Raw genomic sequence first — 21,332 nt, 5'->3', positions numbered from 1 at the left:
ACCACTTCAAACCACCCCACGGCCATCCATGGTGAGAGATCGTAGGTGCGTCTGGGGCACCTGATCACCCAGCTCGCATCACCACGGCCCCCGATCGTACAGTCGCCGCGCAGCCCACCCCCGATGACGTTCCCACTTCACATCTTTCCACCCAACGGACTCGATCGGAGCCTCCACACGGCGGTGCTGATCGGGTTGCTCATCGGCACCTTCTTCACCGAGACCCTCGGGTGGACGTACGCAGGCCTGGTCGTCCCTGGCTACCTGGCCACCGTCTTCTACGCCGCCCCGATCACCGCCGCCTTCATCGTCTTCGAGTCCATCCTCACCTACCTCTTCGTCGGCCTCCTGGGCCGGTGGGTGTCGAAGACCGGTGTGTGGTCGACGGCCTTCGGCCGCGAGCGGTTCTACCTGTTCATCGTCGGCGCCGTCTTCGTCCGCCTCGCCATCGAGGGCAGCGCCGTGCCGCGCCTCGCGGAGAGCCGTGGTTTCGTCCACTCGCGCGAGCTGTACAGCCTCGGCCTCGTCCTCGTCCCGCTCGTGGCCAATGCCTTCTGGAACTCCGGCCTCAAGAAGGCCGGCCCGCGCCTCGCCGTGGTCACCGCCGTCACCGCCGCGATCCTCGGCGTGATCCTGCGGACGACCAATCTCTCCGTTTCGCGCTTCCAGGTCCTGAACGAGAGCCTCTCCCTCGCCTTCCTCGAGTCTCCCAAGGCGCACCTGCTCCTCGTCATCGGCGCGCTGCTCGGCGCCCGCGCCAACGTGCTCTACGGCTGGGACTACAACGGCATCCTCGTCCCCGCCCTGCTCGCCGTCGCCTGGTACGAGCCCACCAAGCTGCTCACCACCACGATCGAAGCGCTGGTCATCTACCTCATCACCCGCTTCCTCATCGCGCGCCCCCCCTTCTCGCGCATGCTCCTCGTGGGTCCGCGCCGGATGATGTTCGTCTACATCGCCGGCTACCTGCTCAAGCTTCTCATCGGCTTCGCCGCGGCGCGCTGGGCGCCGGGCCTGCAGATGATCGACTACTTCGGCTTCGGCTATCTGCTCCCCAGTCTCCTCGCCGTGAAGATGTGGAACAAGGAGCACATCGGCGTGGTCATCATGCCGACGATCCAGGTCTCGCTCACCGCGTTCCTCGTCGGCAATGCCGTGGGCTACATCCTCGTCGCGCTCGGCGCTGGCGGCATGATCTCCCCCATGGCAGCGGGCCTCGGCAGCGCCCCCGGCGCGGGCGTCCTACCCCAGGGCGGCCCACCTCCCCAGGGCCCCGCACGCGCCACCGGCAGCGCCGCCTTCTCGCTGATGCTCGCCGACACCATCCCGCGCCCGGGCCCCATCCCCAGCCCCGACGCGACCCTCGCCGACATCGAAGCCCGCAAGATCGCCCACCGCGCCGCCCGCGAGCTTCTCGACCGCGGCGCGCTCACCGAGAACACCCGGAGGCATGCCGAGACCGCCGGCATCGTCGCCCTCCAAGAAGAGGGGACCCGAGGCCACCGCTGGACGGTACTCGGCGGCCGCTTGCGTGACACCGAGCACGCCCCCAGCCTCCCGCGCGCCGCCTTCCGCGCCCGCCCTCCCGGCGTCGCCTGGCTCCTCCTCGCCGCCCCCAGCGAGCCCGGCTCTCCCCTCCCCGCCGTCGCCCTCCAGGTCGCCGAAGCCCTCGACGCCACCGGCGTGGTCATGCTCTCACGCCACCCAGGCATCCGCCGCCACGACGAAGCCTTCATCGAGGACATGGCCAGCCACCTCGGCGACGTCCGCCTCCTCCGGCTCGAGACCCGCGCCACCGAGCAGAGCGCCACCCTCGACGTGGTCGGCTCGGCCGTCGGCCTGCCCGTCGCCGCCATCGGCCAGGCCCTCAGCACATCGATGGACCTCCGGTTCCGCAAACCCTCGAAGCTCGGCCGCCTCGAAGACGCGCCTCGCCTCCGCATCAGCCGCCCCCTTGCCGAGCGCGTCGGCGCCACCCGCCTGGGCGCAGCCCCCGCCCTCCGCTGGCCCGGCCCTCTCGCCGAAGAACTCTCCGCGCGCATGTACGCGCTCACCTCCGTCGAACCCGGCGCATTTCGCACTCCCCCCCTCGAAGAGCTCCGCCTCTTCGACGCCATCGTCGCCCCGCGCCTGCTCGACGGCGGCGACAGCGAGCCCTCCCCCTGGGAGCGCGCCATCCTCGGTCGGCTCGGCTTCCGCGCCGTGAGCATCGGGAGCGCCGACGACGGCGCCCCTGAAGCGTGGGGGATCCTCGACCCCCCGCCGGACGAGCCCGCAGCCGCAGGCGAGGTCCTGCCCCCGCGCCGCGGCAACCCCACCTGGATCATGCTGAGGCGTCCCGAAGGATCAGCCGCCACGAGCCCCCCTGAGAACACCCCCGCGATGCTCGACGGCGCTCCTGCGACCTCCGCCAGCAGCGCGCCCCCTGCCGGCACCGCGCCCCTTGCCACGGCGTCCGCCCTCCCCTCCACCGAACCCAGCGCCAGCAGCGCGCCCCCTCTCGCCCCCTCCGCCAGCAGCGACACCCGGACCCCGCTCCTCGTGCAGATCCCCGCTCCTCGCTGGCAGATTGGCGCCTTCGGCGCTGGCCTCGCCATCGCACGCGCCGAGGGCGCACGCTCCCTCATGATCGCCGGCGCCCTTCCCACCGCCGATCCCTCGGGAGCGGCCGACGTCCGCCGCCGCGAGGGCCTCCGCTCCTGGTACCAGCGCTGGCACGAACTCTGGCTCGGCCGCGGCAACAACACGCTCTCCATCCAGGCCATCGAGGCCGATCGCAGCAACGACCGTGACGTCGTCGTCTCCTTCGGCCGCGAGCTGTTCCGCCCCGACCTCTTGCCGCCTTACGCCCGCCCCTTGCTCCAGACGTTCCGGGACGACCTCGCCCTGCGCACCACCATCTTCGACGGCACCCGCGAACAGGTCCCCTACAGCGCCGCCATCGACGCCAGCATGGCCTACGCCAAGCGCTTCGCCGAAGGCCGCTTCGCCATCGTCTACCTCGGCAGTGGCATGCGCGAATTCTTCGAGCTACGGCGCGCGTACGACGGCAGCACCCCACCACCGCCCGGGCAGACCGACACCACGCGCACCGAGCCGGAAGACCGCCTCCTCCAGCGCCTCGCGCGCCTCGGCCTCCGCGCCACCACGGGCGACGTCGCCGACCGCGGCGTCTGGCTCGCCACCTGCACCAATCTTCCCGCCCCCAGCGACCCCGGCAACACGGATGGCGCGAGCGACCTCGCCAACCCCACCCCTGCATGCACCAGCCGGCGCGCACCGGACGACTGCGACCTCGACGCCTCCATCGCCGGCTTCCGCTGGTACGCCGCGCAACGCAACCCCTACGATCTCAAGGCCCAGGCCACCCGCGGCCACGCCCACTGCCCCGTCGAACTCGTACACGACCGCGGCAGCGGCCACACCTGGGCCATCACCGCACGCCCTGGTGAAGCCTTGCTCATGCCCCTCGATGGCGTCGGCACCACCGAGGAGCCCCGGCGCATCCCCACCCTCGAGCGCCTCCGACGCGCCATCGCCATCGGCACGAGCCCCATCCGGATCGGCACCGAGATCCTGCTCCCTCAGATCCCGCTGCCGGCCACGACCTCGACGCCCACGACCTCGACGCCCACGACCTCGACGCCCACGACCCCTGCGCCCGCCATCGCGCCAGGAGCTGCGCCGTGAACGTCGGTCGCTTCACCGCCAAGCACCGCTCCATCGCCACCCGCGTCGGCAACCCGCGCTGGGTCGTCGCCCTCACCTTCATCGCCGTCGTCGCCCTCGGCCTCGCCAACATCGACGAGAACCCGCTCAGCGTCGGCCGCACCCCGCCCGCCGAGGACGAGATCCTCGCCTACCACGTCGACGAAGACCGCGACATCGTCGTCAAGGTCCCCATCGAGATCGACGCCGTCGAGGTCACCACCTGGACCGCACTCCCACCCCAGGACGACGTCCCCTGCGACTCCGCCCTCCGCTACCCCTACGGCTTCACCGCCACCTTCATCGACGAGCAAGGCCACCAGGTCGCCCGCCACGACTTCGACCTCGAGAGCCGCATCAGCTGCGACCCCGATCGCCCCGCCGACAGCAGCGAGTACGCCGCCCGCCTCGCGAACGGCGGCGGCCCCGTCACCGACCCACGCATGTCCCTCGTCGTCACCCGCGACACCCTCCCGCGCGGTGGCCACCTCCGCCTCCGCGCCAAGCCCGCGCCGACCACGCCCGGCCCCGACGGGCGCCCCGCGTACAACGTCCCCCCCGTCCTGCCGCGCCTCACCGTCCTCACCCGCCTCGAAGGCCGCTACCAGCGCGGCGAGGCCCTCCGCAAAGTCTTCGAACAGAGCCTCGACGCCGACGAACGCCAGCGCGTCGTGCGCAACGTCTCCGCCCTCGGCTTCGCCGACCTGCCCGACCTCGCCCGCGAACGCGTGCTCACCACCTGGGCCCGTCGCCTCGAAGCTGCCGGCATCGAGCAGAAGGACTACACCGTCTCGCGCCTCCTCCTCCGCCGCTTCCGCACCCCCTACCCCCGCGCCGAAGGCCGAGGCACCAGCGAGTTCGTCGTCGGCGAGCGCCACGCCGCCGCCCTCAACTTCCGCGGCCCTGCCGAACTCCACCTCGAAGGTCCCGAAGGCCGCACCGTGCGCATCGCCGACGGCTACGTCGCCCCCTCCCCCGTCGTCCTCGGCCCTGAAGGCCGCGCCGTCGTCCTCCTCCAGCGCGAGGACATCCGCAGCGTCATCATCGACGCCCTCGGCCCCGACTTCGGCGTCCGCTTCGCCGTCCCCCGCGACCAGGCCAGCGTCCAGATCGGCGAGATCCTCCACCGCACCACCCCGGAAGGCCTCCGCGTCGAGACCCCGCCCGACGTCCGCATCGTCCGCTACCTCGACCTCGACCCCAAGGCGCCCGTCGTCGCCCGCATCGCCCCTGGCCAGGACTTCCTCGGCATCCTCCTCCGCACCGAGATCGACCTCGGCGCCGACGTCGAGGCCGGTGAAGCCAACCTCGTCGCCCGCTGGGGCCCTGGCGAGCGCGAGTTCGCCAAGCTCCAGGTCATGCTCCCGCGCTCCCGCTTCGAGTGGTGGTCCGAAGGCTTCGACGCCACCGACCCTCGCATGGCCATCCTCCGCGTCCCCCCCGGCGCCGAGCGCATCGAACTCACCGGCGACCCCCGCACCCACGTCCGCCTCCGCACCCTCGAACCCGGCGTCCTCGAAACCCTCTACCGCATCCCCTACCGCGTCCAGCTCCAGGACGACGAGACCTGGCGCTACGCCCCGTTCGACATCAGCGAGTGGACCGACATCCGCGCCGCCAACCTCGACGAACTGGAGCGCAACGACCGCTTCTCCGACCTGCGCGAGCAGGTCCGCATCGAGAAGGTCGGCAAAGGCGCCCGCGGCCCTGGCGACGTCCCCGAGCGCCCCCTTCTCCCCGAGCACGCCCCCGTCCGCCGCCGCCTGCTCTCCCCCGCGTACCAGTCACCGGGCGAGGCCTACCCCGGCGACGCGTGGACCCCGCTCATCGACCCCAAGCACGCCCTCATCGAGGCCGCTGGCAACCGCGCGGGCCGCGTCGTCGTCACCTGGCGCGCCGAGCGTGCGCGCCTCGGCAAGCAAGTCTCCCTCGTCGTCGATGGCGAGACCGCCACCGAAGAGCGCATCGCCGCCCTCGCGGGCACCCTCAAGCTCGACCTCTCACCTGGCAAGCACCACCTCGCCATCCAGGGCCTCGGCAGCACCGGCGCCGCGTACATGGACGCGGCACCCGCCGACGGCGGCCCCATCGTTCGTCGCCGCGACGTCTACGAACTCACGGGCACCCGCCCCCTGGTCCTCAAGTTCGACCAGCACCCGGGCGAGACCCTGCACCTCGTCCTCTTCATGGTCACCCAGGGCGGCAACGCCCCCTACCGCGTCCGCTACGACATCGAGGGCGCCAAACCCGGCTCCACCCTCGGCGCCTTCTTCCGCCGCATCACCATCCCTGAAGGCATCCTCACTGGCCGCACGGGCGACTTCGGCCGCGGCACCCTCTGGGAAGCCGCCACCGACCGCCGCGGCGTCGACGGCATCGCCCGCGCCGTCATCCGCCTCGGCGACGACCTCAGCCCGGGCCCGCGCACCGTGCGCCTCTGGCTCCAGGGCCAGAAAGAAGACGGCATGGCCAACCGCCTCTGGGTGGGCCCGGTCCTCGTCGGCCAGCCCCCAGGCGCGAAACCCACCGATCCGCGCGTCTGGGTCGAGGACGAGTGACCCCACCAGCCTGGAAAACCCGACCAACCCCGCCAGTCTCACCGCCTTGGGGGGCGGCTTCCGCACGACCGATGTGAACAAGGATCGCGGCGTCCGCTGGCACATGCGCTGCAAAGTCCTCTCGACGGAGGACATCATGACCCTGGTCGGTTTGCTGCTGCTCATCCTTGTCGGCGCCCTGTGCGGCGCGATTGCCCAGATGATCGTCGGCTTCAGCGCGGGGGGCTTCCTCGGCTCCGTCGTGGTGGGCTTCCTGGGCGCGCTGATCGGCACGTCGCTGGCGCGCTGGGTGGGGCTCCCGTCCCTCCTCGGCGTCACGATCGACGGCTACACCGTCGAAGTCTTCTGGGCGATCCTGGGCGCCATCGTGCTCCTGGCCGTCCTCGCCATGACCAGACGGGCGGCCTATCGAACACGGCTCTGACGCACGCCCTGGCACCGCCTCGTCGCGCCGGTAGGAAGGCCTTCGTCACGGATGTGAACGCGCAGCCCAAGACGCTGCCCCGCACACATCCCTTCACGAGGGCCCTCCCACCGGCGTGACCGCGTTTGTCGCCCGCGCCCGCAGGAACGCGACCAGCGGGAAGACTACACGAGGTACTCGCGCTCCTCGCACGCACGCAGACGCGCCGCGTCCTCGATCATCGCCCCGAGCCGCGCCGTCGCCTCGCACAGCGCCCGCGAGAACCGGCGCCGCTCACGCCCATCCACCGTCCGCTCGAGCTCCTCACGGAGTGCAGCGATGGCCTGCAAGTGCCGCCCATCCATCGGAGCGCACCTCGCCATGACCGCGGCTTCTGCTGCCTCGCCGACAGGACTCGCCCACTCCGCAACCCGCACTCGTCGAGAGATCATCCGCAGCGCTCCGTCAGCCAGCGGGTGCTTAACGGAGCGGAACCACCTCCGCAATCGATTTGACGCAACGTGACAACGCGGAGCGCCAACCTCACCGTCCGCGTCGCGCGCCGACTGAGCAAACCGGGGACAGACCCCTGCGTCATCGTGGGAATCGGCCGCAAGGCGGGCGAAGCCGACGCAGGTCAGCCCGGCCGGTTCCTCAGGAAGTCGGCGACTTCGGCGAAGCGGGGCTCGAGGAACGCCCGCAGCTCTCCCTCCACCCCGACTTCGTCCATGGCGACCTTCATCGCGCGAAGCCAGGCGTCGCGCATGCCCGTCCCGACCGGGACCCGCGCGTGACGCATGCGCAACCTCGGATGCCCGTGGCGCTCCATGTAGAGCTGGGGACCACCGAGCCACCCCATCAAGAACAGCGCGAACCGGTCCCGGCTCCCGCGCGAGATCTTGCCGTGCTCGTCGCACTCGTGGAGGCGGGTCAGCTCGGGTTCGAGCCGCTCCATCGCGTCGTAGAAGTGCTCCACCAGCTTCTGGACCGCGGCCTCACCGCCGATGGCCTCGAAGGGATTGAACAGAGACTCGGGCGCCGACATCACCGGCTCGTCTAGCGCGTCTCGGCGCGCGCTGGAGCCCCGCACGGCAGACAAAAAAAGAGCACGCCGTGGCCTCGGGGGGGGGGGAACGAGGACTCACGGCGTGCGAGTTAGCGCGCCACACAGGCCCTGGGGGGGGATTAGGACCCGTACGGCGCTGTCCACGGCTATTGCAGCCCCTGTGCCACGCTCCGCGGACCAGGTTCTCGTGATTTGCACAGACGCCCTCTCGAACGACATTCAGATCTGAAATGCGCCGTTGAAAGGCTGCACGCCAGAGGCGCAGCACCAGCTCGGAGTGCGCATGCCCGACTCATCCGGATGGGCATCACTGCGCGAACTCGACCGGCCCACGACGGGAGCAAGGGAAGCAGCGAGAGACAGGAGAACACAGGAAGCGTGTGCTCGTTCCCCCGTGCCTTCATCCTCCGTGGCGCGCGTTCACTCGCGCAGGCAATACCCGTTTCTGGACGCGCAACGCCCCACCGAGGCGGCCACGCCATCCCCCACGCCTGCGCTCACGCCGCCCTCCTGACCCCCCTCATCACGCCGCCGCTCACGCCGCCCCCAGCTTCTCCTCCAGCACCCCCCGCAGCTTCGCCGACCCCCGCTGCGCCACCGCCTCCCGCGCGTGCCCCACCAGCCGCCCATCGTGCCGGTGCAGCGCCAGTGCCCCCAGCGCCGCCGCAGCCTTCGCCTCCGACCCCTCCGCCACACACCGCACCAGGAACGCATTCCCCTCATCCGACCGCAGGAGCGCCACCCCCAGCATCACCCCCTCCAGGAACCGCCCCGTCCCCTTCCCGGTCGCCGCCCCCGCCACCGCTTCTTCCAGCACCCCCAGCGCCTCGGGCAACCGCGACTCCCCCAGCGCGATCGCCGCCAGCTCCTCCCCCTGCCGAAGGGCCTCCGCCACCAGCGGCACGTACCGCCGCGCATCCAGCGCCAGGAGCCCCTTGTAACAGGCCCCCAGCACCTCCGGCTCCGCGTCCCCCGACAGCACCTTCACGTGCAGCGCCGCCGCGCACAGCACCTCCCCCGTCCTCGCCAGCGCCTCGGCCGCCGCCACCCGCGCCACCGGCTCCGCATCGTGCAGCATCGGCGCGATCTCCAGCGCCGCCCACCGGAAGTCCATCTCCACCAGCGCGTGCGCGCACATCCCCCGCAAGGACGGCGCCGTATCCACCGGCCCCCCGTACGCCGGCTCCTTCTGCACGTGCCGCAGCCCTGCCAGGTACGCCTCGGGCGCCGACGCATCCAGCGCCATCAGCGCCTCCACCATCGCGCGCTTCCCGAAGCACCCCTTGTCCGCCTCCGCCGGCGCCGCCACGAACCGCAGCACCGCGTCCGCCACATCCCCCGAAAGCGCGCTCAGCTCCAGCGCCGCCACCACCCGCGCCGCCTCACCCACCAGGTACCCGCTCGCTTCCCCGAGAAACCGCTTCAGCTCTGCCGCCGCCACCACCGCGGGCTCCCCCTCCAGCGCCCGGATCCTCGCCAGCTTCGCATCGAACGACGCACCGCGCGGCGACGCAGCTTTCGGAGAGGACGCCTTCGACGATGAAGCCCCACGACGCGTCGCCATGCGCTAGCCCTCCTCCCCGCAAGATCTCCCCACCGCGAACGCCGCGACACCGCATCTCCACGGCGCCATCTCTTTGCCCATCCGTCCCATCAGTAGTGAACGGCCCTCACCGTCAGCACGAGACGGCCCTCTCCCTCCACCGCGTCCCGACAGAACAGCAGCGCGCGCCGCACCCCCGTCGCGATCGCGCCCTCGCACGGCCCTGCTGCGGACCCATGGCGTGACAGCCGCTCGCGCACCCCGTCGGGCAGCCGGCACAGCGCCCCGCGCCCATCCAGCACGCGCCCCTCGTCGAGCAGCGGCCCGAAGCTCGCCGAGAGCAGGGACCGCGCCTCCGCCTCGAAGGGCGTGCGCATCCCGCTCGTCACGTCGAGGAGCGCCTCCGGCGGGCTCCCGAGCACCGCCACCTCACCCCTGAACACGGCATGGAGGGTGGGCAGGCTCGGCCCCGCGACCCACGGCGTTCCCCAGCGCCCGGCGGCATCACGCCGCGCCACCACGAAGTCGAGCGCGCTGTTCGACCCCACGACCACCACCCCGCCCAGACCATCGGGCACGAGCCGCACCGGCAGCGGGACCCGCGGCACACCGTCGACGAGGAAATCGGCGACCACGGACGGCTCACCCCGCAGGCCCACGTCCGGGTCGATGGACCGCACGGTGAGCACCAGCTCATCGCGCGCCAGGCCGGGCGGCGCGCCCCGCACGAGCGCATCGTCCGCGTTGGCGAGCGCAAAGACGCTCAGCGCCCCGGGCTCCGAGACCAGCACCGAGGTGAGCAAAGAACGGCGCGGCGCAAGATCGGGCAGACGCTCCCCCGCTCGCGCGCCCGAAAGGCGAACGAGGTCCTCCGCCATCGCGAACCAGGCGCCCCCGACCCTGCCCATCTGGTCCTGGTAGAAACGGTCGTGCGGCAGGTTCACGGCGACCGGTGACCCGAGCGGCCGCCCCTCGGCGTCGACGCGCACCGCCCAGGTGTTTCTCTCGGTGTCCCCGACCAGCACCATCGCCTCCTGCGCGATGGCGTCGAACGCAGCGCCGAGAAGCCCCTGGAACGGCGTCCCTCGCGGCGCCGCCCCCGGACCCGCCGACGCCACCGGCACGGGCGACGTCGGCGCGACCGGCAACAGCGACGGCGAAGGCACCAGCAACGCGGCCACGGAGGACGACGTAGATCCGGATGGAGACGCCGACGGCGACACCGACGGCGCTGCGAGCGACGACGAGGACGCCGTCGTGGCGGAGGACGCGGAGACCGACGTGAGAGCCGACGACGTCGACGCGAGCGCCGAGGCCGACGACGACCCCGAAGGCGGTGGCGACGCCGCAGACGCAGACGCCGCGGCGCCCCTCGAAGCCGGCGTCGACGGCCTCGCGATCCCCTCTACCAGCACACGCGCCACGCCGACGCCCGGCCGCTCGACCACGCCCGCCGACGACGCGCTGGCGAACTCGCCGCGCTTGCGCTCCCCGCCACCCGACCACGATGTCGGTGCAGACGCCACGGTCGACCCGCCGGACCTGTCCTCACCGTCCCTCGCCGTCTCCCGAGAGCAGCCGACCAGCACGCTGCCGACCAGCACGCTGCCGACCAGCACACTGCCGACCAGCGCGCCCTCGACGCCCCGTGACGCCCTCGTCCAGTCCCAGAAGCGCGCGCACATCGACCGCGCTCAGGAAGGACCGTCGCAGCCGTCGGCTCCGCAGGCAGCCCCCGCTTCACCACCCGCCTCCGTGCGCTCGTGCGCGTCGGACCACGCCGCGCGGAGTGCCTCCAGAAACGCCTCCACCGGCTGGGCCCCCGAGACCGCATACCGCCGATCGAGGACGAAGAACGGCACCCCACGCACACCCAGCTCCCGCGCCTCCTGCTCGTCCGCGCGCACCGCCTCCGCGAACGTGCCGCCCGTGAGCGCCTCTCGCGCGCTCCCCTCGTCGAGACCGATCTCCACCGCCAGCCGCACCAGCGTCTCCAGCTCGCTCACCACCGCCCCTTCGCTGAAGTAAGCGCGCAGCAGCCGCTCCTTCGCCGCATCCTGCAGCCCATGCGCCCCTGCCAGATGGATCAGCTGATGCGCGAGGAACGTGTTCGCCCCCCGCACCTGGTCGAAGTCCAGCGTGAGCCCATCCTCGCGACCGACCTCCGCGACGTGCGCCACGAGCGCCTCGGCTTGCTCGGGCCTCATGCCCTTGCTCCGCGCCAGCAGCGCCACGAGCTTCTCTTCGCGCACCTGGGGCGCGTCCGGCTGAAGCTCGAAGCTGCGCCAGCTCACCTGGAGTTGCTCTCCGTTCTCGAACTGCGCCAGCGCGCGCTCGAAGCGCCGCTTGCCGATGTAGCACCAGGGGCAGGCGACATCGGACCAGATCTCGACCTTCATACACAGCATCTAAGCAGGTCGAGCACACCTCGGTCACCGCCAGAGGTGCGGACGCGCGCTTTGCTTCCTGCCGTCCCCTGCGCGGCAACCGGACGAGGGAAGGCACGACCTCGGGCTCGCCGCTCCCATCACGGGCGACGCCGCGCTCTCCAGCTCGCTCCCGGTGCCCCTTCATCTCCATGAGATGCTCTCCTGCGACACGACGAGCCGCGGACCTCCCCGATCCCGACTTCCTTCGGCCGAGTCCACTTCCCCCGCTCGACCTGCACCTCGCGGCCCTCGCCCGCCGGCTCCCGGTGCTCTCTGGTCAGCTCCCGGTGCTCTCCAGTCAGCTCCCGACGCTCTCCGCTCAACTCCCGACGCTCTCCGCTCAATTCCCGGTGGTCTCAAGTCAGCTCCCGGTGGTCCCCGCTCAATTCCCGGTGGTCTCAAGTCAGCTCCCGGTGGTCCCCGCTCAATTCCCGGTGCTCTCCCCTCAATTCCCGGTGCTCTCCCCTCAATTCCCGGTGCTCTCCCCTCAATTCCCGGTGCTCTCCCCTCAATTCCCGGTGCTCTCCCCTCAACTCCCGGCGCTCCCACCGTGTCCCCGGCTACCTTTTCTCGATTCCCGGTGGTCTCCGCTCAATTCCCGGCGCTCCCACCGTGTCCCCGGCTACCTTTTCTCGATTCCCGGTGGTCTCCTGTCAGTTCCAGGCGACCCAGGGACGGCGCCAGACCTGCCCACGCCCTTCGCCCACCCGCTGCCGACCCCCTGCCGCAGCGGCCCGCCCCTCAAAACCGCTCCAGAAAGCTCTGGTGATCCAGCGCCACCTGGTCCGCATACGGGATCGCGATCGACCGCACCAGCGCGCGGAAACCCGCGTGGTCACCGGCGCTCCGCGCCTTGATCGTCGCATCGAGATCATGAGGCTGGATCCCTGCATCCCAGTCCCGATCGCTGCGCGCGTGGTGCGCCGCGAGCACCTCGCCCCACTGCTCCGACAGCTTGGTCAGGCGCGTGAGGCTCGTCAGCTCCTCGGTCGGGAACGTCGCCTTCCACGGAGAGCGCTCGCGCACGCTGTAGTGCTCCCCGTCCGACAGCCGCAGCCACCCCAGGAAGGGATCGACCCGGTAACCGAGCGCGCCGTGTGCCAGCACCACGCGGAGCGCCTGGTTGCCTGCGCAGAGCGCCTCGGTCGCCGCGACCTGCTCCCCGCCGACGTACTCGTAAGCCGCAGCGAGCGGCTGCTCCTTGACGTCGAGGATGCGGTCGTCGTCCTGAGACGCAGACGCCCCCTCGACGAGCACGTAGTACCGCGCGACGCCCAGAGAGCCCAGCCCGGCGTGGAGACGACGCGCGACGCTCTTCACCTGGAAGTGGCTCGCCGGGGGTGAGGAGCCGCCGAGCTGCCGTGCGCGGTACGCGGGGATCTGTGCGCGCAGCTCCGCCTCGACCTCGGGCGTGACCGGCCCGAGGTCCGGGTGGCTGGCCGTGGCGAGAACGCGGACGCCGCTCTGCTTCACCGTCCACTCGTCGAGCATCTTCTTGCGCGACTTCCTGTCTCTCACGTCGTCGAGGAAGTCGTTGAGCCTGCCGTACGTCGTCGCCTCGGTGAACGTGCGCGTCCGCTCCGCGTCGCTCGCCGCGTACGCCTTCATCGCGTCGAGGTATGCCTCGGAGAAGGCATCCACGACGGTGGCCTCGTCGGCAGACGTGAAGCCCCCGTTGGCACGCGCGACGAGGACGATGCTGATCGCCAGGCGCCAGACGTCGAGCTGGTAGTCGGCGAGGACGGCCTGGTCCAGATCGTTGAGGGCGTAGACGACCTTCCCTTCGGCGTCGTCGAAGGCGCCCATGTTGTCGACGTGCATGTCGCCAGCGAGCACGGCCCGGGTGCTCGGTTGACCTCCGTAGGGGAACCGCGCAGGCGAGGCGCCGAGATCGCGCCAGTAGAGATGGTTCGAGCCGCGGAAGAACGCGAAGGGCGACGCGCTCATGGCGGCGTACTTCTCGGCACGGACGTCGGGATGGAGGGCCTCGTTGGCAGCGTCGATCTCGGCGGCGACGTCGCCGGTGCGCGAGGCGACGGCGAGGGGCCGCACTGGCATCGGGTCGTCGGCAAACTCGCCGCCCGCGTCGACGGCGCAACCAGCGAGGCAGGAGAGGACCGCGATGGACGTGACGAGGCCGAGCCCACCGCGAGCCGCGCGCGCTTCCTTCATGCTCTGGATCTAAGCGGTCACCGCAAGGGCCCCGCATCAGACGCGCGACAGTCCCGTGTCAGAGGGTTCGGGCGCGCGCAGGACCGTCCTCGACACCGCCCTCCCGTCTCCGTGCGCCCCTGCGGATGCGCGGCTGCCCCCACCGATGCAACCCGCCGATGCCCCCATACCCACGCAGCGCCGATGGCAGGGCGGTGTCAGCCCTTCATGGCGCCGATCACGTTGCCGATGTTGGTGAGGTGTGACGTGCGCAGCGGGCGCGACAGCGTGGCGATGGTCCCGTCCTCGAGCCCGCGCTTGTCCTTCGCATGGAGTTCCATCGCCCGCGCCTTCTGGGCGCGGGTGAAACCCTGCCAGCGCTCGAGCACCCCGTGCTGGGAGTAGCCCGCAGGACCGCCGGTGAGGGAGTTCACGGCAGCGTCCTGGATCTCGGGGCGCGCATCGGCCCAGGCGTCGAGCAAGATCTCGGTGCGCTTCACCTCGAGCTCCGGCGACCGAACGAAAAACGACGTCGTCTTCCCGCTGCGGTGCGCCTCGTAGGCGCTCACGACCTCTGGATCGACGGGCAGCGCGGGGTTGAACTGCCATGCCGCCCGGCATGGCTCACGCAGCCCCAGGTGGAGCACCGCCGCCACGGCGAGGGGTCCCGAGAGCGCCGCGCGGATGGCCGAGAGCCAGTCCTCTCTCGCGGCCAGCACGAGCGCGAACATCTTCTGGCCATCGCCCTCCGATGGTGAAGGCGTCCCCTGGGGAGCGGCCGGCTTCGGCGAGCGGCCGAGGACCGTCAGGTTGTCCCACGCGGAGAGCGGCGCCGCGGCGGCGGTGAACTTCGCGAGTTTGGCGCAGCGCCTGTCGATGCGGTCGGCGGACAGAGACCCGAACTCCTGACCCAGGCCGTCGAAGATCGGCATGTGCTGCACCTCGACGGGAAACGAGGACACCTGCACACACGCGATGTTCTCCCCGCAAAAGGAGCACGCGAGGTCCTTCGACTTCCAGTCGGTGACCGCGCGGGCCCCCGCGTGCTCGTGCCGACCGTGGATGACCATCTGTGGAGCCGTCTGGATGCGTGCCTTCGCCATGCGCGCAGGGATACCGGGAGCCTCCGCCGAAAGAAGTGACCCGCCGCGCCATCGGCAGGACCTCTCGCGCCACCACGAGACGCAGCGAGACCACCGCGACCGCCGCGACCGCCGCAACCGCGTCAGTCGCGGAACGCTTCCCGGTCCGAGGACTGGAACACGCGCAGCAGGAGCACGAGCGACGGCACGATGAGCAGCGCTCCCGCAGCAAGCGCCCAGAGCAGGACGCGCTGGATGGCAGGGGCCGCGGCGGCGCCTTGCACGGTGATGTCGGGCACCACGAGGAACGGGTACTGCGACGCCGCCCAGCCCATGACGATGAGGCCCACCTGCGCCGCCGCCGCGATGCGCGCTGGCCAGTAGCGCCGCGCGAGCAGCAGCGCGAATGCCGCCACGGCGGCCACCGCGGTCGCTCCGTGCAGCAGGAGCGCGAAGGGCGAGGAGGTGAGGCCCGACCACACCCGCGGTGCGCCACTCCGTGCGAGCAGCAGCACCCCGAAGGCGGCGACGAAGACGGCCATCCCCGCGAAGAGCGCGCGCCGGCGGAAGTCTTCTTGCAGGTCCCGCTCCTGCGTCTCCGCCGTCAGATACACCGCCGCGAGGAACGCGAAGAGGCAGAGGGCGAGCGCGCCGACCGAGAGAGCGAAGGGCGAGAGCCAGGCGCCGAAGAAGCCGCTCACCACGACGCGCCCCTCGAGACGAATCGCGCCACTCACGACCGCGCCCACGCAAGCGCCGAGCAGGGCGGGCGAGAGGATGCTGGCGATGCTGAACACCCGGCCCCAGCGGCGCTGTACGGCGTCACCGCGCGCGTCATAGGTGCGGAAGGTGAAGGCCGTGCCCCGGAAAACGACGCCGAGCAGGAACAGCGTCAAGGGCACGTGCAGCGCCACCGAGACGGCGGCAAACGCCGGAGGGAAGGCCGCGAAGAGGAGCACCACGCCGATGATCAGCCAGACGTGGTTCACCTCCCACACCGGGCCGATGGCCTTGGCGATGAGCGCGCGCTGCTCTTCCCGGCGCGGGCCGGAAGCGAGCAGATCCCACACGCCACCGCCGAAGTCGGCTCCCCCGAACACCGCGTAGAGGACGAACGCAGCGACCATCGCCGCGCCGAGCCACAGCTCACCCTCCATGAGACGCCTCCGAGGCCGCGCGGCCCGGCAAGGTGCCCGACACCTGACGCACGAGGAGGAACACCACCATCGCGCCGAGGAAGGCGTAGACGAGGGTGAAGGTCCAGAACGGCGCGGCGAGATGAGGCACCGGCGTCACCGCGTCGGCGGTGCGCATGACGCCACGGATGATCCAGGGCTGCCGGCCCCACTCGGTGACCAGCCACCCGGCCTCCATCGCGACGACCCCGAGCGGCCCGCAGAGCAGCCAGCCCCAGAGCAGGCGCCGGCCGTCGGGCCACGCCTTGCGCCGGAAGCGCAGGAACAGGGTGATCGCCGAGAGCACGGCCATGACGCTGCCCGTGCCGACCATGAGCTGGAAGGAGAGATGCACCTTGGCGACGGGGGGCCAGTCGGCGCGGGGGAACTCTTCGAGCCCCTTCACCTCCGCGTTCGGGTCGCCGAACGCCAGCACCGAGAGCGCCTTGGGAATCTCGATTGCGTACGGCGTGGTGGCGGTCTCCACGTCGGGGATGCCCCCCAGGCTGAGGCCCGCCCCCTTCCGGGTCTCGAACAGGCCCTCGAGCGCCGCGAACTTCACCGGCTGCGCCGTGGCGACGTGCTTGGCCGAGAGGTCACCGACGACGGGCTGGAGGAGCGCGGTGACGCAGGCGAGCGGCAAGGCGACGCTGAGCGCTTTCCGGTGGAACGTCGACCCGGGGTGCCGGAGCAAGACCCAGGCATGGATGCCGGCCATCGCGAAGGCGCTCGCCTGATAACACGCGAGCAAGGTGTGCACGGTCTGGTGAGGCCAGCTCGGGCCGAACATCGCCGCGATGGGGTCGATGTCGACCGGCCCGTCCGGCGACGGGGTGAAGCCCGTGGGGTGGTTCATGAAGGCGTTCACCAGGGTGACGAAGAACGCGCTCGCCGCGCCGCTCAAGGCCACCATGATCCCGGAGAACAGGTGGAGCCCCGGCGAGATCCGGTCGCGGCCGTAGAGGTAGATGCCGAGAAAGACGGCCTCGGTGAAGAACGCCGTCCCTTCGAGCGCGAATGGCAGCCCGATGACCTGACCATACGTGCCCATGAACTCGGGCCAGAGCAGCCCCAGCTCGAAGGAGAGCACCGTGCCGCTGACCGCCCCGACGGCGAACAGGATGGCCGTGCCCTTGGCGAGCTTGCGGCTGAGCGCCGCGTAGTCGGCATCCCCCGTCCTCCGCGCCTTGAGGTCGCTGATCACCATGAGCAGCGGCAGCGCGATCCCCGCAGCCGCGAAGATGATGTGGAAGGCGAGGGACAGGCCCATCTGAGCACGCGCGTAGAGCAGGTCCATGGCGACGGTGACTCTCCTCTAGGGGAGGTTCTTAGGCAATCAACCAGGGAGCACCGTATGCACGGAACGCCCGGACGGCTGCGATGATCCGCTGGTGAGGATTGTGCATGGCGGTGCCCGCCTTCCTGGTCATGCTTTCGGGCCTCTGCTCATGCTCTCTGGTCGAGGAGTCACACCGTGATCGTCAGCCGCACGCTGTCTGCCCGGATCGTCCTTCGGTACACGGGCTTGCCGGTGATCCTGCACGTGCTGTTCGGCACGTCCGTGGCCGCTGCTTACAAGCTGCTCGGGTACACCTGGCTGTCCGTGCCGGAGCTTCCGGTCTCGGTGCTCGCCGCGGCGCTCGGGGTGCTGCTCGCCTTCCGGAACAACAACGCCTACGACCGCTGGTGGGAGGCGCGGACCCTGTGGGGAGGGCTGGTGAACACCTCGCGCTCCATCGCGCGCCAGGTGCTCATCTTCCTGCCCACCCAGGTGAGCGGTGAGCCTGGCGATCAGGACGAGGCGATCCCGGCATCGCGCCTCTTGCAGACGGCGGCGATGGTCGAAGGCGACGACGACGAGGAGCCGCCCGGGATCCCGAGTAGCGTCTACGGCCGATCGAGCGACGGGGCGGTGCGCGATCAGGTGGGCAAGGCGCTGGACCTGCTGGAGCCGAGCAGCCGTCGGAAGATCCGCGCGTCGCTCGAGCTGGGCCGCGCTGCACGGAACGAGGCGGCGGCCGGCTCGATGGAGAAGGTCGTCGAGAACGGCAGGGACCTGATCTACGCGCAGATCGGCTTCGTCCACGCCCTGCGGTGCCATCTGCGGCGCCAGGATCCCATCCCGCAGATCGAGAACTTCTTCCGGCCCGCGGTGCTGGACGCGCTGCGTCAGGAGCAGAACGTGCCCGCCGCGATCCTGGTGTGGATGGGCACGCGGCTGCGACGGATCTACGGGCGCGAGGCGAGCCCCCAGGACGTGTTCCGGCTGGTGGCCATGGACGGGTCGCTCACCGATCTGACGAACATCCTGGGCGCGTGCGAGCGCATCAAGAACACGCCCATCCCGCGGCAATACGACTTCTTGCCGCGGGCGATGGTGCGCGTGTACCTGCTGCTCGTGCCGCTCAGCGTGGTGAGTGAGCTGGGCTGGATGACCGCCGCGGTCACGGCGACGGTGGCGTTCCTCTTCATCGCGATGGACGCCATCGGGCGCGACATCGAGACGCCCTTCGAGGACGACGTGAGCGACATACCGATGACGTCCCTGTGCCGGACGATCGAGATCAACCTGCGTCAGATGCTGGGCGAGGCGGCGCTGCCGGCGCCACTCCAGCCGATGAAGGGGATGCTGTACTGAGGGCGGGGGCACCCGAGGGCGAGCGCGCCTCGATCCAGCCCCGGTCTCGCGTCCGGGCGGGTCCGGGGTATGATTGCCCTCGATGTCGCAAAGGCCCCTCTACGTAGGCATCGACCTCGGCACCACGAACTCCACTGCCGCCGTGTTCGACGGGGATCAGCTCACCCTGGTGCGCAACGCGCAGGGCGCGACGCTCACCCCGAGCGTGGTGCGGATCGACGGCAAGGGGGCGGTGACGGTGGGCGCACGCGCCCGGAGGCTCCTGGAGACGGATCCACAAAACACGCGCGGCGAGTTCAAGCGGCTGATGGGGACGGCGCAGGCCCTCTCGTTCTCGGCGGCGAAGGTGACGAGAAAGCCGGAGGAACTCTCCGCCGAGGTGCTGAAGTCCTTGCGGTCGGACATCGCCGAGCAGCTCGGGGTGGCGCCGAGCCGGGCGGTGATCTCGGTGCCGGCGCTGTTCGAGCTGCCGCAGAGCGCGGCAACCTCGGAGGCGGCGCGGCTCGCAGGGTTCGAGCGGGTGGAGCTGATCCAGGAGCCGGTGGCGTCGGCGCTCGCCGCCGGGTGGTCGGCGGAGGAGCAGACGGGGAGCTGGCTGGTCTACGATCTGGGGGGCGGGACGTTCGATGTGTCGCTGCTGGAGACGCGCGATGGTCTGCTGCGGGTGGTGGGGCACGACGGGGACAACTTCCTCGGCGGGCGCGACTTCGACTGGGCCGTCGTGGACTGGGCGCTTGGAGAACTCGGGCGCCCGCACGGGGTGACGTTGAGCCGCTCCGACGCAACGCTCGCGGCCGGGGTGCGCAAGCTGAAGCTGCTCGTGGAGGACGCGAAGATCGAGCTGACGCGTGCGCGGGAGGCGTCGCTGTCGCTGCCGGAGCTGTTCGAGGTGGAGGGGAAGTCGATCGACGTGGACCTGACGCTCGACCGGGCGACGCTGGAGGCGCTGTGCGCGCCGATCGTCGATCGCTCGATCGAGGTGTGCCGGCGGCTGCTCGCGGCGCACGGGCTCGCGCCAGGGCAGCTCGAGCGGGTCGTGCTGGTCGGCGGCCCGACGGTGATGCCCGTCGTGCGGTCGCGCGTGAAGGAGGCGCTCGGCGCGCCGTTCGGCGAGGGGCTCGACCCGATGACGCTGGTGGCGCAAGGGGCGGCGCTCTACGCGGCGACGGCGGGGCTCGAGGCGCGCACCGAGGCGAAGGAGGCCGAGGCGCAAGCGGCGCACCGGCTCTGGCTCCAGTACCCGGCGATGACGAGCGATCTGATGCCGCACGTGATCGGTCGGCGCGTGGACGGTGGAAACCCGGGGGCGAAGCGCGGCGGCGAGAAGGACGAGGGCGCGCTGGCGTCGATCCGGCTCGTGCGCGGCGACGGGCTCTGGGAGAGCGTGGAGGCGAAGCTGGACGCGGAGGGGGCGTTCGTGGTGTCGGCGGAGCTCTTGCCGCGCCGTCCGAACGTGTTCCGGCTGGAGGCGAGGTCGACGACGGGGGCGCCCGTGCCGGTGCACCCGGCGACGATCACCATCGTGCAAGGGCTGACCATCAGCGATCCGCCGCTGTCCCGGACCATCGGCGTGGCGCTCGCGGACGACTCGGTGCGGGTGTACTTCGAGCGCGGGGCGCCGCTGCCGGCGAAGCGGACGTTCGTGCACCAGACGGTGGAGAGCGTGGCCAAGGGGAGCGGGGGTCATCTGCTCAAGATCCCGGTGGTGCAGGGGGAGATGGAGCTGGCGCACCAGTGTCGGGTGGTGGGCACGCTGGAGATCAAGGGCGAGGGGCTGAAGGCAAGCTTGCCGGCGGGGTCTTCGGTGGAGCTGACCCTGGAGCTGGACCGTGGAGGGCACCTGTCGGCGCGGGCGCTGATCCCGGCGCAGGGGCTGGTCTTCGAGCACGTGGCGCACCTGCTCGTGCCCGACGCCGCGGTGGAGGTGCTCGACGCGACGCTCGCGGCGATGCGATCGCGGCTCCGGGCGCTGAAGCGGGACGCCCTGCGGCGGGAGGATGCCCACGCACTCGGCAAGCTGACCTATGTCGAGTGCGCACTGCCCGAGGTGGAGCGGGACGTGGAGGCAGCGCGTGGAGGAGACGCCGACGCAGGGCAGAAGGCGCGACGGACGCTGCTGGATCTGGACGTGACGCTGGAAGAGGCCGAGAGCGAGAAGCGGTGGCCGGAACTCACGTCGGAGGCACAGATCGCACTGTCGACGGCGTCCCACTGGATCGGGGAGCACGGGACGAAGATGGAGCAACAGCTCCTCGGGGAAGCCGCGGAGGCAGTGGCGAGGGCACGGGCGGAGCGCAACGCGGTGGAGCTTCAGCGTCAGCTCCGGCTGGTGCGCAACCTGAGCAACGCGGCGTTCTATCGACACCCGAAGGCATGGCAGTGGGCCTTCGAGGAGGCGGCGTCGGAGGTGGATCAGGCGACGGACCTGGTGCGCGCGCAGGGGCTGGTGCTGGAGGGGCGGCAGGCGCTCGAGCGAGGAGACATGCCGGCGCTGCGCTCCATCACCGAGCAGATCTGGAAGCTGCTGCCAGTGGACGTGCAGAAGCGGCGGCTGGGGCACGACTCGGGGGTGCGCTGAA

At 71.1% G+C, this 21,332-nt stretch carries 14 protein-coding genes; 5 read left to right on the top strand and 9 right to left on the bottom strand.

Going from position 1 to position 21,332, the window contains the following annotated elements; genetic code table 11:
• Positions 1 to 123: 123 nt before the first annotated feature.
• The 3 genes from CMC5_RS04795 (at position 124) to CMC5_RS04785 (ending at position 6,690) form a co-directional block, all read left to right on the top strand.
• Positions 124 to 3,690: a poly-gamma-glutamate biosynthesis protein PgsC/CapC gene (locus tag CMC5_RS04795; RefSeq protein WP_050429310.1), complete on the top strand. Its 3,567-nt coding sequence runs from the start codon at positions 124 to 126 to the stop codon at positions 3,688 to 3,690.
• Positions 3,687 to 6,266, top strand: a complete 2,580-nt coding sequence (locus tag CMC5_RS43995; protein WP_050429309.1) for a hypothetical protein — start codon at positions 3,687 to 3,689, stop codon at positions 6,264 to 6,266. The genes CMC5_RS04795 and CMC5_RS43995 overlap by 4 nt, the downstream gene beginning before the upstream one ends.
• Before the next feature lie 136 nt (positions 6,267 to 6,402).
• Positions 6,403 to 6,690, top strand: coding sequence for a GlsB/YeaQ/YmgE family stress response membrane protein (locus CMC5_RS04785; RefSeq protein WP_063796483.1), 288 nt, complete (start codon positions 6,403 to 6,405; stop codon positions 6,688 to 6,690).
• A gap of 164 nt (positions 6,691 to 6,854) precedes the next feature.
• On the opposite strand, the gene CMC5_RS04780 is transcribed toward CMC5_RS04785, so the two are convergent.
• The 9 genes from CMC5_RS04780 to CMC5_RS04740 all read right to left on the bottom strand — a co-directional run bounded on the left by CMC5_RS04780 (position 6,855) and on the right by CMC5_RS04740 (position 17,412).
• Positions 6,855 to 7,034 (bottom strand): hypothetical protein, encoded by a 180-nt coding sequence (locus CMC5_RS04780; protein WP_050429307.1) that lies wholly within the window; start codon positions 7,032 to 7,034, stop codon positions 6,855 to 6,857.
• 272 nt (positions 7,035 to 7,306) lie between these two features.
• The gene (locus tag CMC5_RS04775) at positions 7,307 to 7,714 is read right to left on the bottom strand and encodes a group II truncated hemoglobin (RefSeq protein ID WP_082362242.1); all 408 of its coding nucleotides are present in this window, start codon (positions 7,712 to 7,714) and stop codon (positions 7,307 to 7,309) included.
• 556 nt (positions 7,715 to 8,270) lie between these two features.
• The gene (locus tag CMC5_RS43990) at positions 8,271 to 9,299 is read right to left on the bottom strand and encodes a hypothetical protein (protein WP_050429305.1); all 1,029 of its coding nucleotides are present in this window, start codon (positions 9,297 to 9,299) and stop codon (positions 8,271 to 8,273) included.
• Positions 9,300 to 9,388: 89 nt separating this feature from the next.
• Positions 9,389 to 10,963: a hypothetical protein gene (locus CMC5_RS04765; protein ID WP_050429304.1), complete on the bottom strand. Its 1,575-nt coding sequence runs from the start codon at positions 10,961 to 10,963 to the stop codon at positions 9,389 to 9,391.
• Positions 10,964 to 10,972: 9 nt separating this feature from the next.
• The gene (locus tag CMC5_RS04760; RefSeq protein ID WP_218920228.1) at positions 10,973 to 11,677 is read right to left on the bottom strand and encodes a DsbA family oxidoreductase; all 705 of its coding nucleotides are present in this window, start codon (positions 11,675 to 11,677) and stop codon (positions 10,973 to 10,975) included.
• A 771-nt stretch (positions 11,678 to 12,448) separates the two neighbouring features.
• On the bottom strand, positions 12,449 to 13,879 hold the full coding sequence (locus CMC5_RS04755) for a DUF2252 domain-containing protein (RefSeq protein ID WP_050429302.1): 1,431 nt from the start codon (positions 13,877 to 13,879) through the stop codon (positions 12,449 to 12,451).
• Positions 13,880 to 14,076: 197 nt separating this feature from the next.
• Positions 14,077 to 14,961, bottom strand: coding sequence for a hypothetical protein (locus CMC5_RS04750; protein ID WP_050429301.1), 885 nt, complete (start codon positions 14,959 to 14,961; stop codon positions 14,077 to 14,079).
• A 122-nt stretch (positions 14,962 to 15,083) separates the two neighbouring features.
• Positions 15,084 to 16,097, bottom strand: a complete 1,014-nt coding sequence (locus CMC5_RS04745) for a cytochrome d ubiquinol oxidase subunit II (RefSeq protein WP_050429300.1) — start codon at positions 16,095 to 16,097, stop codon at positions 15,084 to 15,086.
• Positions 16,087 to 17,412 (bottom strand): cytochrome ubiquinol oxidase subunit I, encoded by a 1,326-nt coding sequence (locus CMC5_RS04740; RefSeq protein ID WP_050429298.1) that lies wholly within the window; start codon positions 17,410 to 17,412, stop codon positions 16,087 to 16,089. The genes CMC5_RS04745 and CMC5_RS04740 overlap by 11 nt, the downstream gene beginning before the upstream one ends.
• Before the next feature lie 177 nt (positions 17,413 to 17,589).
• Between CMC5_RS04740 and CMC5_RS04735 the strand changes: the two genes are divergently transcribed.
• Positions 17,590 to 18,753: a bestrophin family protein gene (locus CMC5_RS04735; protein ID WP_050429297.1), complete on the top strand. Its 1,164-nt coding sequence runs from the start codon at positions 17,590 to 17,592 to the stop codon at positions 18,751 to 18,753.
• Positions 18,754 to 18,835: 82 nt separating this feature from the next.
• Complete coding sequence (locus tag CMC5_RS04730) at positions 18,836 to 21,331, top strand: Hsp70 family protein (RefSeq protein ID WP_050429296.1); 2,496 nt, start codon at positions 18,836 to 18,838, stop codon at positions 21,329 to 21,331.
• Position 21,332 lies beyond the last annotated feature (1 nt).

Origin of the sequence: Chondromyces crocatus, assembly GCF_001189295.1 — a bacterium.
In the GTDB taxonomy this organism is placed as follows: domain Bacteria; phylum Myxococcota_A; class Polyangia; order Polyangiales; family Polyangiaceae; genus Chondromyces; species Chondromyces crocatus.
The sequence above is the reverse complement of the archived record's forward strand: the minus strand, read 5'-3'. Positions and strand labels throughout refer to the sequence as shown.